The 12,749-nt window shown below is 72.3% G+C and carries 8 protein-coding genes and 1 pseudogene; 4 read left to right on the top strand and 5 right to left on the bottom strand.

The annotated features are described in order from the left end of the window. Positions 1-201 precede the first annotated feature (201 nt). Positions 202-1,596, bottom strand: coding sequence for a Na+/H+ antiporter NhaA (nhaA, locus tag ACZ3YL_RS09680; RefSeq protein WP_465656481.1), 1,395 nt, complete (start codon positions 1,594-1,596; stop codon positions 202-204). Between the two features lie 545 nt (positions 1,597-2,141). On the opposite strand from nhaA, the pseudogene ACZ3YL_RS09675 reads away from it, so the two are divergent. Both ACZ3YL_RS09675 and ACZ3YL_RS09670 read left to right on the top strand, forming a co-directional pair. Next, positions 2,142-2,303 (top strand): annotated as a pseudogene (locus tag ACZ3YL_RS09675) (serine hydrolase); the annotation flags it as partial. Between the two features lie 23 nt (positions 2,304-2,326). Continuing rightward, complete coding sequence (locus ACZ3YL_RS09670) at positions 2,327-2,773, top strand: hypothetical protein (RefSeq protein WP_465656479.1); 447 nt, start codon at positions 2,327-2,329, stop codon at positions 2,771-2,773. A 184-nt stretch (positions 2,774-2,957) separates the two neighbouring features. On the opposite strand, the gene acs is transcribed toward ACZ3YL_RS09670, so the two are convergent. The 3 genes from acs to ACZ3YL_RS09655 form a co-directional block, all read right to left on the bottom strand. Beyond that, positions 2,958-4,913, bottom strand: a complete 1,956-nt coding sequence (gene acs, locus ACZ3YL_RS09665) for an acetate--CoA ligase (protein WP_465656477.1) — start codon at positions 4,911-4,913, stop codon at positions 2,958-2,960. A gap of 243 nt (positions 4,914-5,156) precedes the next feature. Beyond that, positions 5,157-7,520: a SulP family inorganic anion transporter gene (locus ACZ3YL_RS09660; protein WP_465656475.1), complete on the bottom strand. Its 2,364-nt coding sequence runs from the start codon at positions 7,518-7,520 to the stop codon at positions 5,157-5,159. 484 nt (positions 7,521-8,004) lie between these two features. Next, the gene (locus tag ACZ3YL_RS09655) at positions 8,005-9,024 is read right to left on the bottom strand and encodes an ATP-binding protein (RefSeq protein WP_465656473.1); all 1,020 of its coding nucleotides are present in this window, start codon (positions 9,022-9,024) and stop codon (positions 8,005-8,007) included. Positions 9,025-9,240: 216 nt separating this feature from the next. On the opposite strand from ACZ3YL_RS09655, the gene ACZ3YL_RS09650 reads away from it, so the two are divergent. Then, positions 9,241-10,131, top strand: coding sequence for a Fic family protein (locus tag ACZ3YL_RS09650; protein ID WP_465656471.1), 891 nt, complete (start codon positions 9,241-9,243; stop codon positions 10,129-10,131). 388 nt (positions 10,132-10,519) lie between these two features. On the opposite strand, the gene ACZ3YL_RS09645 is transcribed toward ACZ3YL_RS09650, so the two are convergent. Beyond that, a complete protein-coding gene (locus ACZ3YL_RS09645) occupies positions 10,520-11,317 on the bottom strand; it encodes an HAD family hydrolase (protein ID WP_188303892.1) in 798 nt (265 codons plus the stop codon). Positions 11,318-12,148: 831 nt separating this feature from the next. On the opposite strand from ACZ3YL_RS09645, the gene ssd reads away from it, so the two are divergent. After that, positions 12,149-12,749 (top strand): septum site-determining protein Ssd (gene ssd, locus ACZ3YL_RS09640; protein WP_465656469.1); only part of this gene is annotated, 601 nt, incomplete at its 3' end.

Genomic DNA, 12,749 nt, shown 5'->3' with positions numbered 1-12,749 from the left:
CGGGGCCGGTGGGGGTTCCGGAGGCGTCACTGGTGTGTCGACAGCTCAGAATCATGCCCCTACCGGTCAGTCGGACACCACTCCGGGGCCCCGCCGGAGGGACGTGTCCCGGCTTCGGAAGGTCGTTGGGAGGCCCGGGGGAACCGCTGGGGACCCCTGAGGGACGCCCTGTGGGAGGCCTGTGACGGCCTCCCAGGGGGCTCAGCGGTCGGCCGAGGGCCCCTCACCGGGCAGCCGCCGGGCAGCCTCGGCGACCGCCGCCGCGTCGGCGTTCCGGGCCCGCCAGGCCGGGTCGTCCTGCTGGTAGACGTCCGGGACGCCGTCGCCGTCCTCGTCCCGGTCCTCCTCCTCGCACAGCGCGCGGTAGTGCCGGTTGCGCAGCTTCAGCAGCACGGTGGCGACCACCGCGCAGAGCAGCGAACCGACCAGGACGGCCGTCTTGGAGCGGTCGGCGAGTGCCAGGTCGTGCGGGAACGCCAGTTCGCTGATCAGCAGCGAGACGGTGAAGCCGATCCCGGCGAGCACCGCGACGGCGAACAGGTCGGCCCACTTGAGCTGGGGGTTCAGCTCGGCCCGGGTGAACCGGGCGGCCAGCCAGGTGCCGCCGAATATGCCCACCGTCTTGCCGACCAGCAGCCCGATCACGATGCCGAGCGGGGTGGCCTGGGTGAACACCTCGCGCAGCGCCGGGCCGGAGATCGTCACCCCGGCCGCGAACAGCGCGAACAGCGGGACGGCCAGCCCGGCGGAGAGCGGGCGGACCAGGTGCTCGATGTGCTCGCCGGGGGAGTGCTTCTCGTCGCCCTCCCGGTGGCAGCGCAGCATCAGGCCCATCGCGACGCCCGCCACCGTGGCGTGGATGCCGCTCTCGTGCATCAGCGCCCAGACCACGAGGGCCAGCGGCACGAACAGGTACCAGCCCTTCACCCCGCGCCGGTGCAGGAACCAGAACAGCACCAGGCCGGCGAAGGCCAGGCCGAGCGCCCAGAACTTGATCCCGGAGCTGTAGAAGATCGCGATGATCAGGATCGCGATCAGGTCGTCGACCACGGCCAGGGTGAGCAGGAAGGCACGCAGCGCCGAGGGCAGGTGGCTGCCGACCACGGCCAGCACGCCGAGGGCGAAGGCGATGTCGGTGGCGGTCGGGATGGCCCAGCCGCCGGGGTGGCCGCCGCTGCCGGAGTTGATCAGGGCGAACAGGATCGCGGGCAGGGCGACGCCGCAGACCGCCGCGATCACCGGGAGCGCGGCCGCGGCCGGGCTGCGCAGCTCGCCCGCGACGAACTCGCGCTTGAGCTCGATGCCGGCCACGAAGAAGAAGATCGTCAGCAGGCCGTCCTTGGCCCAGTTGGCCAGGGTGAGGTCGAGGTGGAGCGGGGCGGACGGGCCGATCTTGTAGTCGAGCATGCTCTCGTACGCGTGCGGCCAGACGTTCGCCCAGATCAGCGCGACCACGGCGGCGGTCAGCAGCAGCATGCCGCCGACCGTCTCGGTGCGCAGGGCGTCGGTGATGAAGGTGCGCTCGGGCAGTGACAGCCGGCCGAGGAACTGCCGGCGGCGGGTCGTCGGCTCGTGGACGGGCGGCTGGTCGGTCACGGGGACCTCCTGGGCTGGGAGCGGCAACGGTTGCACGGGTGGTGCAGTTGCCGACCAGACTTCCCGGCGCGCCCTGTGACGCCCGCGAATCCTGCTCAAGGATCTTGATGCGTCCTTAACAGTCTAGCGGGATGTTCGGGTGACGTCCGGATTGTCCTCATAAAGGACTTAAGCCCTGTGGGCCGATTCTGCACTCCCGGGGAGCAGTGGACCGGCACCCGAACGGCTCAGGCCGAGTGCAGTCGGGTGAACGGCTCCCTGAGGTCGGTGACAGGCGCCCGCCCGGTCCGGGCCGGTGCGAACCCCTCCCTGTCCGCTGTTCCGGCTGTACTGCTGGAGGCACGACCATGCCCGGTGGCGGCACCACCATGCCCCAACCGCCCCTCTTACCCGGTGAGCCCGCCGGCCCGAACGATCCGAACGGCGCTGAGCCGCGTTCGGACGTTCCCCCGAGGGCTTCTCCGGGAGGCGTCCCCGGTCGTCCCCGAGGTCCCTGATGCCTCTGATGTTCCCGACTCCCCGGCGTCCCGTCCGACCTCGACCGGCTGCTCCGCCCGCTGTTCCGCACCGCCGGCCCGGACGGCGGCGTCGCCGTCGTGGTGATCCGCGGTGATGAGCGGACGGTCGCCTGCCGCGGGCACTCCGACCACTCCGGACTCCACCCCGTCCGGGCGGACACCCGGTTCGAGCTCGGATCCGTGACCAAGACGCGCACCTGTCGCTGGACGCCGTGCCACTGCCCGAGCGGGCCGACGCGGCGGCGCTGCGAACGGCGCTCGGTGAGGTCCGCCGGCCGCGGGTGGGGCGGCGCCGCGGCGGCACCCGGCTCTGCCTGGGCTGGACGCAGCGCCTGTCGGCCGGTCAGGTCGTCGGTGACGGTGACGGTGACGACAGCGATAGTGACGTGGCCGGCCTGGCGGATGCGCCAGCGAGGGAGGGGGCCGAGGAACTGGTGTTCCACGCCGGGTCGACCCGGGGGTTCAGCGCCTTCGTCGGGTCCAGTCCACGGGCCCAGGTCGGGCTGGCGGTGCTGACCGGGGCACGCTCGGGGGTGCGGATCGCGCGCGGCCGGGGCTTCGTCCAGAGCGCGTACGAGACCCTGCGCACCCTGGCCGCGCAGCGTGCGGCGGCGACGGGCGCGACGGGCGCGAGGGCGGCGACGGCCGCCGGGGCGTGACCCCTTCGCGGACGCGACGACGGGGCCCCGGGCGGTGATCACCGCCCGGGGCCCCGGTCACTGCTCGGGCCCGCTCGACCGTCGGCGCCCTCGTACTCCGGGGCGCCGCCCGGTCATCGGACTGTCCGGTCCTTGAACCGTCCGGCCGCTCGGCCGTCAGGGTGTCAAGCCGTCAGGGCCACACTCAGCCGTTGCTGCTGCTCGGCGGCAGCTGGGCCTGGATCTGGCTCATCACCGTGCTGTCGGCGAGGGTGGTGGTGTCACCGATCTCGCGGCCCTCGGCGATGTCGCGCAGCAGGCGGCGCATGATCTTGCCGGAGCGGGTCTTCGGCAGCTCGCCGACCACCTTGATCTGCTTCGGCTTGGCGATCGGGCCGAGCGTGCGGCCGACGTGCGCCCGCAGCTCCTCGACCAGCTCGGGGCTCTCGGTGACGCCGCCGCGCAGGATCACGAAGGCGACGATGGCCTGGCCGGTGGTCGTGTCGGCGGCGCCGACGACGGCGGACTCGGCCACCGACGGGTGGCCGACCAGGGCCGACTCGACCTCGGTGGTGGAGATGTTGTGGCCCGAGACCAGCATGACGTCGTCGACCCGGCCGAGCAGCCAGATGTCGCCGTCCTCGTCCTTCTTGGCACCGTCACCGGCGAAGTAGCGGCCCTCGAAGCGCGACCAGTAGGTGTCGATGTAGCGCTGGTCGTCGCCCCAGATGGTGCGGAGCATGGACGGCCACGGCTCGGTGAGCACCAGGTAGCCGCCGGAGCCGTTCGGGACCTCGTTGGCGTCGTCGTCCACCACGGTGGCCGCGATGCCCGGCAGGGCGCGCTGGGCCGATCCCGGCTTGGTCTCGGTGACGCCCGGCAGCGGGCTGATCATCATGGCGCCGGTCTCGGTCTGCCACCAGGTGTCCACGATCGGGCAGGTGCCGCCGCCGATGTGCTCGCGGTACCAGATCCACGCCTCGGGGTTGATCGGCTCGCCGACGCTGCCCAGCACCCGCAGCGAGGACAGGTCGAACTTCGCGGGGATGTCGTCGCCCCACTTCATGAAGGTGCGGATCGCGGTCGGCGCGGTGTAGAGGATCGTCACGCCGTACTTCTGGACGATCTCCCAGAACCGGCCCTGGTGCGGGGTGTCCGGGGTGCCCTCGTAGATGACCTGGGTGGCGCCGTTGGAGAGCGGGCCGTAGACGATGTATGAGTGGCCGGTGACCCAGCCGATGTCGGCGGTGCACCAGTAGACGTCGGTCTCCGGCTTGAGGTCGAAGACCGCGTGGTGGGTGTAGCTGGCCTGGGTGAGGTAGCCGCCCGAGGTGTGCAGGATGCCCTTGGGCTTACCGGTGGTGCCCGAGGTGTAGAGGATGAACAGCGGGTGCTCGGCGTCGTGCGCCTCGGGGGCGTGCTCGGTGGACTGACGCGCGGTGATCTCGTGCCACCAGACGTCGCGGCCCTCGGTCCAGGCGATCTCCTGCTCGGTGCGGCGGATCACCAGGACGTGCTCGACGCCGTCGACCTTGGTGAGCGCCTCGTCGATGGCCGGCTTGAGCGCGGAGGGCTTGCCGCGGCGGTAGCCGCCGTCGGCGGTGATGACGAGCTTGGCCTGGGCGTCCTGGATGCGGGAGGCGACGGCGTCGGCGGAGAAACCGCCGAAGACCACCGAGTGGGTGGCGCCGATCCGGGCACAGGCGAGCATCGCGACGACCGCCTCGGCGATCATCGGCAGGTAGACCGCGACCCGGTCGCCCTTGCGGACGCCGAGCTCCAGCAGCGCGTTGGCGGCCTGCGAGACCTCGTCCTTGAGCTGGGCGTAGGTGATCGAGCGGCTGTCGCCGGGCTCGCCCTCGAAGTGGATGGCGACCCGGTCGCCGAGCCCGTTCTCGACGTGGCGGTCGACGCAGTTGTAGGCCACGTTGAGCTTGCCGTCGGCGAACCACTTGGCGAAGGGCGGGTTGGACCAGTCGAGCGTCTCGGTCGGCTGGACGGCCCAGCTGAGGCGGCGGGCCTGCTCGGCCCAGAAGCCCAGGCGGTCCTCAGAGGCCTGCGCGTAGGCGGCCGCGGTGACGTTGGCGGCTGCGGCGAGCTCTGCCGGCGGGGCGAAACGCCGCTCTTCCCTGAGCAGGTTGGCCAGGCTCTCGTTGCTCAACGCGCACTCCTCATCGAGTTCATGATCCGGGGCGATCCCGTGCGTGGGGATTGTCCCGTGTGTCCCAGTGCACAAGCTCACCAGGCGAATAGGGCACTTGACAAGAGGCTCCTTGGAATTGGTGTAGACCTATGACAGATCGTCGAACGACCGGCCGCGCGGTCCTCCGCTCGGGGCGGCAGACCGCGCGGCGGCCGGTGGGCCCGTGCCCCGGCCCGCCCGGCGGAGACACGGACCCGGCTCTCAGGCGGCCAGCTGGGGGCCCTCGTCGCTGCCGTCGACCGGAACCAGGCCGTCGATTCTCACCCGTTCGGCCGAATCCGGTGTCAGTCGGGCCTCGACCGGGCTGAACGTTCCGGCGGCGCGGTCGAGGACGTAGGCCTGGGCGGTGGCGAAGTCGAAGTACATCCCGACCAGTCGCAGAGCGCCCTCCTCCACCCGGCGCTCCACCGCCGGATTCGCCATCAGCTGGTCCAGCTGCTGCACCACGTTGGTGAGGCAGAGCTGCTCCGCGAGGTCCACCACCGGCCGGTCGGCGAACTCGGCCGGGGCCCGTCGGAGCCGGTCCAGCGAGCCGCGGCCGTTGCGTAGCCAGCGGGTCAGCGGGGTGGGCGGCCCGGGGCGTTCGTGCACGCCGTCCAGCAGGGCCTTCATCGCACCGCAGCCGGAGTGGCCGCAGACCGTGATCGAGCGCACCTCCAGCGCCTCGACCGCGTACTGCACCGCGGCGGCCACCGAGTCGTCGGCCGCGCCGGGCTCGAACGGGGCCGGCACCAGGTTGCCCACGTTCCGGACGGTGAACAGGTCGCCCGGACCGCTGTTGGTGATCATGCTGGTCACCATCCGGGAGTCCGCGCAGGTCAGGAAGAGCTGGGAGGGCGTCTGCCCCTCCCGGGCCAGCCGGGCGAGTTCGGGCCTGATCAGTGGGGCGGTGTGCTGCTGGAACACCCGGACGCCGTCCAGCAGTCGGCCGTGCGGGTCCTCCTGCTGCTCGATGCAGTGGTGCCCGACCCAGGGTGTCCAGGCCCGGCAGCGGTGCGGGCCCGGTGAACTGCCCGTCCGGACGGTGCCGTCGGGGTCGAGCACCTCGTCGCCCTGGCGCCGCGTCACCATCGTGACCCGACCGCCCGCCGCCTGGCGCCCCGTCCGCCAGTCGTGCAGCGTCTCGTACGCGGCGTGGTCCAGGAAGGAGCCGTCGTGCACCACGGTGACCTCGGCGGCCGCGGGGATCCCGGCCAGCGCCCGGCTCAGCCGGGGGACGGCGGTGAAGGTGAGCGGCCCGTGGGTCTGGACGGTGACCGAGCCGTCGGGGCCGGTCTCGACGTCCACATGGGCACGGGTCAGCCGGTACAGCGCGAGCAGCACGGCGGTCGCCGCACCGAGGCCGACGCCCCAGAGGACGCCGAAGGTCACCACGGCGAGCAGGGTGATCAGGTAGACCGGGAACTCGCGGTGCCGGTGCACGTTGCGGATGTGCGCGAAGCTCACCATCTGCAGCCCGACCACCAGCACCAGGGCGGCCAGGGCGGCCAGCGGGATCCGGCGCAGCCCGCCGGTCAGCGCCAGTGCGGCGGCGAGCACCCAGACGCCGTGCAGCACCGAGGCCCACCTGGTCTGCCCGCCGGCCCGCACGTTGGCGGTGCTGCGGACGGCGCCGCCGGCGATCGGCAGTCCGCCGACCAGCCCGCTGACCACGTTGGCGAGGCCCTGCCCGCGCAGCTCGCGGTCGAGGTCGCCGGTGCGCTGGGACATCCGGTCGACGGCCACGGCGGACAGCAGCGATTCCACACTTGCGACGGCGGTGACGGTGAGGACGGCGGCGAGCACCCCGGCGAGCGAACCGTGCGGCAGGGCGGGCACGAGCGACTGCGGTTGCCAGGCGGGCAGTTCGATGTGGGCGAGCCGCAGATCCAGGACGAGGGCGAGCGTGGTGGCGACGGCCACGGCGGCCAGCGGGCCGGGGATCTTGGCCAGGCGGGCGCCGAACTCCCCTGCACGGCCGGTGAGTCGGCCGAGCCGGGGCCAGCCCAGCAGTACCGCCACGGTCACCGAGCCGGCCAGCAGCGCGGGTGGGTGCGGGCCGGCCAACTGCCCCGGCAGTGCGAGGAGGTTGGCGAGCGCCGAGCTCTGCGGCGAGCCGCCGAGGACGACGTGCAGCTGCGCGATGGCGATGGTGAGCCCGACCCCGGCCAGCATGCCGTGCACGATCGCGGGCGAGACCGCGAGCGCCGTCCGGGCCACCCGGCGTGCGCCGAGCAGGAGTTGGAGCACTCCGGCGGCGACGGTGACGGCACAGGTGGCCCGCCAGCCGTACTGGGCGATCAGCCCGGCGGTGATCACGGTCAGTGCGGCGGAGGGGCCGCTGACCATCAGCGGGGTGCCGCCGAACAGCCCGACCACGATGCCGCCCACGGCCGCCGCGGCCAGTCCTGCGGTGAGCGGGGCGCCGGTGGCGAGCGCGATGCCGAGGGAGAACGGCACGGCGATCAGGAAGACCACCAGGGAGGCGGAGAGGTCGTGTGCCCAGCGGGCGCGGGCACCGGGGCCCGGTGGCGCGTGGTCGGTGGTGTCGGAGGCGATGGGTGCGCTGGAGATGTCGAGGGTCATGGTCTTCCCGTCTGTCCGGGGGAACGAACGCAGTCAGGTCCGGTGGTGAGTCCGGGGTGGGGCTCGGGGGCGGATCGGCTGTCGTGGGTCGCGACGGTGTGGCGGGATGGTGTGGGCACGGCGGGGAATGCGGGTGTCACCGGCCGGCGTTGACCATCAGGGCCCGCCAGGGTCCGGGGCGAGGTGCGGGATATCTCGCCGTGGACCGTCGGGACGGGCTGTCAAGACTCGGTAAACCGAGAGTAATGAAAGCTTTGCACAGCGTCGCTCTCGGAGGGAAGTGGAATTCCGCTGGTTCACCCCATTGGGTGGTGTTCGAACCGACGGGAATCTGCTGGTGGGCGGCTCGGGCCGGCCCGGGAAGCGGTCGGCGGCGGCCGGGGGGCGGTACGGCGAACGGGCCGCGGCCCTCCCCGGGGTGAGGGGGAGGCCGCGGCCCGTCCGGTCGGTGGCGGTGCCGTGTGCGATGGCGTGCGCGAGGGCGTCAGGCGGTGGCTACCGCGGGGGCGGCCGGTGCGGCGTCGGCCGCGAACTCGCCCGGGAACCCGCCCAGCACGAAGTCCTCGTCCACCTGGGTCGAGAGGTCGACGCCCGCCTTGGCGTTGGCCCAACTCTCCGCGTTGCGCTGGTGGAAGAGCACGGCCTGCTCGGTGTAGCGGCGCGCGTCGCGCAGCCCGTACGCCGCCTCGGCCTCGGCCCGCAGCTCCTCCAGCACGGCCCGGTTGGCCGGCTCCAGCGACTTCAGCGGCGGCTCGGCGCCCTGCTCCAGGCGGCGCACCCAGTCCGACTGCCCGAAGGTGGTGAGCAGGTCCTCGCCGACCTCGCGGCGCAGGAACGCCAGGTCGTCCGGGCCCTGCACCTTGTTGCCGACGACCCGCAGCTGGACGCCGAAGTCCCGGGCGTAGTCCTTGTACTGGCGGTAGACCGAGACGCCCTTGCGGGTCGGCTCGGCGACCAGGAAGGTCAGGTCGAAGCGGGTGAACAGCCCGGAGGCGAAGGAGTCCGAGCCGGCCGTCATGTCGGTGACCAGGTACTCGTCCGGGCCGTCCAGCAGGTGGTTGAGCAGCAGCTCCACCGCGCCGACCTTGGAGTGGTAGCAGGCCACCCCGAGGTCCTCCTCGGTGAACGCGCCGGTCGCCAGCAGTCGGACGGAGCCCTCGTCCAGGGCGATCGGGCGGGCGCAGGCCGTGTAGACCGGGTTCTCCTCGACGATCCGCAGCAGGCGCGAACCACGGCCGGGCGGCGTGGTCTTGATCATCTCTTCGGCTGAGCGGATCAGCGGGTTGCTGCCGCGCAGGTAGTCCTTGATCTCCGGAAGGTACGCGCCGAGCGAGGGCAGTTCGGCGGCCTGGGTGTCCGTCAGTCCGAGGGCGGGGCCCAGGTGCTGGTTGATGTCGGCGTCGACGGCGATGACCGGGCGGCCGATGGCAGCCAGGTGGCGGATGAACAGTGCGGACAGCGTGGTCTTCCCGCTGCCGCCCTTGCCGACGAAGGCGATCTTCATCTGGGGCTCCGGCTCTCGCTCTGGGCCCTGGGGGTGGGCCGCGTGCTCAGGAGTGCGCGTGGGGGCACCCCTAATTGGAAATCGTTATCGTCTCCGATAGTGGACATGCTAGCCGGGGTTTGGGGTCCATCGGGGGAGGGGAGTGAGGATTGCCTCTAACGGGTGATGCGGGGTTGCTGTTCCAGGAGGGGCCGCCCGTTCATTACTCTCGGGTAGGTGAGCACTGGAACAGATCCCCTCGCCCCGTTGGCACAGCTCCCCGGGGTGCCCGACGCCGTGGCCGAGGTGCGCAAGGCCGTCGACCGGCTCTACGGCCACCGGGTGATGCGCCGCCGCGCGGCCGAGGTCACCTCCGAGTCCGCGCTGCGCGGCGCCCGTGCGTCGGCGGCCGTGGCCGGGGCCGACTGGCCGCTGGAGGAGGTCCGGCGCCGGACCGACTTCAGCGCGGACGCCGAGGCCCGTACGGTCGGCGCCGCCCTGCGGATCGCCGCCGAGGCGGGTCAGCTGCTCAGCGTCTGGCGGCACTCGCCGCTGCAGGTGCTGGCGCGGCTGCACCTGCTCGCGGTCGGCGACGCCGACCCGGCGGCCGGTCGGCCGCGCCGGGCCGGGGAGGGCGCCGAGGAACTGTTCCCGCTGGAGCTCGAGCCGGTGGAGAGCGTCCAGGTGGAAGCCGTGGACGGGCCGCTGCCCGTGCTGCCGCCCGCGCCCGACGCGGAGGAGGTCGCGGCCCGGCTGGACCAGCTCTCCCGGCTGCTGGTGGCCCGCGCGGAGGGCCAGGGCGTGGGCACGTCGGCCCTGGTGGTCGCCTCGGTGGTGCACGGCGAACTGCTCGCCCTGCGGCCGTTCGGCACCCACAACGGGCTGATCGCGCGCGCCGCCCAGCGGATCGTGCTGATCGCCGAGGGCCTCGACCCGAAGTCGATCTGCCCCGCCGAGGTCGGCCTGGCCGAGCTGGGCACCGACACTTACCGGCGCGCCCTGGCGGGCTACCTGGCGGGCACGCCCGAGGGGATGGCCGCCTGGATCGCCCACTGCGGACGGGCACTGCGGCTCGGGGTGCGGGAGAGCACGGCGGTCTGCGAGGCGATGCAGCGCGGGATGGCCTGAGCCCGAAGGGGCCGGTCCGCGGGCGTCGTGAGCGCCGCGGACACGAAGATGCGGCGGCACCTGATCCTGCTGGGTGCCGCCGCTGGTGCAGATACCGGGTGACCAAGCATGCACCGGAAGTGCCGATCAGACGGGGATCCTGCCCGTTCGTCTGGTCCGGCGGCCCGACAGCGGGTCGGCTGCATGTGGGTGCTCGGATATCTGTACGTGCGGTCCGTGGGCCTGAACTGCGTTGTCGGTTTGACCTCTTCGGTCCTGACCGGGTCTCGCGGGCCGTGCTTCCTTTGTATCGCGTTTCGACCGAAAGGGGAACCCGAAACGAGAAGTCTGTGTCGATTGCCCGTTTTAGCCGGCTTTTGTGCTAGATCGCGGCCTTCTGCTGGACCCCTCAGACGGTGGGGCGGCGGCGCCTCGCCAGGTACCAGATGACCCCGGCGGTCACGGCGGCCGTCCCGACCGCCACGGCGGTCAGCACCGATCCGCTCGGCGCGGAGAACTCGGGCAGCCGACGTCGCAGTTGCACCGGCCGGTCGAAGACCAGCACCGGCCACTCCCGGGCCTGCGCCTCCTTGCGCAGCGCGCGGTCGGGGTTGACGGCCGAGGGGTGGCCGACCGCCTCCAGCAGTGGCAGGTCGGTCGAGGAGTCGCTGTAGGCGTAGGACTGGGCCAGGTCGTAGCCCTCCCGTCCGGCCAACTCCCGGATGGCCTCGGCCTTGTTCTCGGCGTAGGCGTAGTACTCGATCTCGCCCGTGTAGCAGCCGTCCTCGACCTTCAGCCGGGTGGCGATCACGTGGTCCGCGCCGAGCAGTTCGCCGATCGGCTCGACCACCTCGGAGCCGGAACTGCTGACGATCACCACGTCCCGGCCGGCCGCGTGGTGCTGTTCGATGAGCGAGGCGGCCTCGTCGTAGATGATCGGGTCGATCAGGTTGTGCAGCGTCTCGGCGACGATCTCGCGGACCTGCTGGACGTTCCAGCCCCGGGTGAGCGCGGAGAGGTACTCGCGCATCTTCTCCATCTGGTCGTGGTCCGCACCGCCGACCAGGAAGACGAACTGGGCGTACGCGCTGCGCAGTACGGCCCGACGGTTGATCAGGCCGCCCTGGTAGAACGGGCGGCTGAAGGCCAGCGCGCTCGACTTGGCGATGATGGTCTTGTCGAGGTCGAAGAAGGCGGCCGTCCGCAGTCCGTTCGGCCGGGGGCGGGCGGGTGCGCCCGGCTCCTCGGTCCCGGTGGGGTCGCCCTGGGACTCGTCGCCGTGGTCGTCGGCGTTCTCGGTGGTGTCCACGGGAACCGAGGATAGAGGGAGCCACAAAACACCCCGCCATTCGGTGTACTCATGGGCGTGCGGGTTTGTGTTTCTGGCCGCTCGGGTACACCATGGAAGTCACGGATCGTTCGCGACCGTGCTAACCCGGTCCGGCTCCTCCCCCCCGAGTCGGGCTGTGGATAGACGACCCCCGCTCTCCCCCCCGGCGGGGGTCGTCGCACGTCCGGGGCCATTTTCAGGGCTTGAAGGCCCTTCGCGACGGCTCCGTGGGGGCTTCTCCGACGGTGTACAGGTGGTGTCGACGGCTCCGTCCGTCCACCACCTTTCGTCACTCTGCGTCGCCATTTGCTCAGGACGCGCACGGGGCGCGCGGCTGGTTCCGGTCGGCTCCGCGGGACGGTGCCGGCGACCGGTGGGCGCGGCGGTCAGGGGATGCCGGGAAGACGGTCGGGCCGGGGAACGGCGGATGGCCGGTTCATCTCCGTGACCCCGTTTCGTCAATTCTTCGCCGAATAGCCCCCCGCCCGGGTGAACGTTTTCATCCACAGCCCACGGGTTATCCACAGGCAATCGGAACCCGGATGACGGAATCCGGATCTCCCCCCACCGTGATGGTCGGCGGCGGTCGCCGGGCAGGGCCTCATCCCCCTTCCTCTCCCAGAGGTCTGCCTGGCGGCCGTCCGCCGGATCCGTCCGACGCGCGCCGCGGTCGCCCCTGGTGGCCGGCGGCGCAGAGGGGAGCACACCATGTCGACACCGATCGCCGACCACGTCACCGCCGAGGGCCCCGCGGCCGCCGGGCCGCTCGTCGTCACCGAGGACGAGGGCCTGGCCGAACACCTGCTGCGGGTCTGCGCGGCGGCGGGCACCGAGCCGCGGCTGATCAGGGGCGCACCGCCGCCGCGCGAGCTGTGGGAGGCCGCCCCGCTGGTCCTGGTCGGGGACGACCAGGCGGAACACTGCGCCGGGCTGGGCAGGCGCGGCGGGGTGCTGCTGCTCGGGCTGGACCTCGACGATCCCGGGGTCTGGGTCAGAGCCGTCCAACTCGGCGCGGAGCACGTGCTGTTCCTGCCCGACGCCGAGGCCTGGCTGCTGGACCGGATCGCGGACGCGGCCGAGGGCGTCGGCTCCCCGGCGGTCACCGTGGCCGTGCTCGGCGGCCGGGGCGGGGCCGGAGCGTCCACCTTGGCCTGTGCCCTCGCGGTCACGGCCGCGCGGACGGGGCGGCGGACCATGCTCCTCGACGGTGATCCAAGTGGAGGCTGCGCGGGTTCCCCAGTGGGCTCCCGCAGGAGCGAAGCTGCATCTCAGCAGGTCAGCCAGCCGGGAAGGGCGAATCTGTTGATCT

The sequence above is a fragment of the Kitasatospora sp. NPDC023176 genome (assembly GCF_055560495.1).
Note: the sequence above shows the minus strand (reverse complement) of the source record. Positions and strands in the feature narration are given on the sequence as shown.

Excerpts from the sequence above, each read along its gene's own strand:
- ACZ3YL_RS09660 (WP_465656475.1), bottom strand. The coding sequence starts at position 7,520 with ATGACCCTCGACATCTCCAGCGCACCCATCGCCTCCGACACCACCGAC.
- ACZ3YL_RS09655 (WP_465656473.1), bottom strand. The coding sequence starts at position 9,024 with ATGAAGATCGCCTTCGTCGGCAAGGGCGGCAGCGGGAAGACCACGCTG.